1 protein-coding gene is annotated in these 648 nt (G+C 78.5%); it reads right to left on the bottom strand.

Annotated features, from left to right (window positions below):
• Positions 1 to 648 (bottom strand): phosphopantetheine-binding protein (locus ACFV4F_RS41520; RefSeq protein WP_380510887.1); only part of this gene is annotated, 648 nt, incomplete at both ends.

The raw sequence follows: 648 nt of genomic DNA, 5'->3' as shown, positions 1-648 counted from the left end.
GGGGTCCCCCCCCCGCCCCCCCGGCCGCCCGGGCGGGGGGGCGCCGCCCCCGCCGCCGGCCGCGGGGCCGTCGCCGATCCGGGCCCGGACGGCGGGGGAGAGCAGCTCGAAGGGCTTGGTGCCCGCGCGGTCGCCGGCCGTGTCGGCGGCGGCGGCGAGGCCGGCGAGGGTGCGGTGCTCGTAGATCTGCGCGACGGCGAGGCCGAGCCCGCGCCCCCGGGCGAGGGCGGCCACCTGTACGGCGCGGATGGAGTCGCCGCCGAGGTCGAAGAAGCCGTCGTCCGCGCCGACCTTGTCCACCTGGAGGATCTCGGCCCAGATCTCGGCGAGGATCTCCTCGGCCGGGGTGCGCGGTGCCACGTAGCCGGCGGTGTCGCCGGAGAACTCCGGTGCGGGCAGGGCGGCGTGGTCGATCTTGCCGTTGCGGGTCAGGGGGAGGGCGTCCAGGGTGACGACCGCGGCCGGGACCATGTGGGAGGGGAGGTGGACGGCGGCGAGGTCGCGCAGGTCGTGCGGGTCGGTTCCGTCGGGGCAGGCGGCGTAGGCGACGAGCCTGTCCTCGCGGACGACGACGGTGACGCCGCGGACGGCGGGGTGGCGGGCGGCGGGGGGGGGGGGATTGGCGGGTGTGATTAGGGATCCCGCGGA

The sequence above is a fragment of the Kitasatospora sp. NPDC059722 genome (genome assembly GCF_042733235.1).
In the GTDB taxonomy this organism is placed as follows: domain Bacteria; phylum Actinomycetota; class Actinomycetes; order Streptomycetales; family Streptomycetaceae; genus Kitasatospora.
This window is presented reverse-complemented; position numbering and strand designations above follow the sequence as displayed.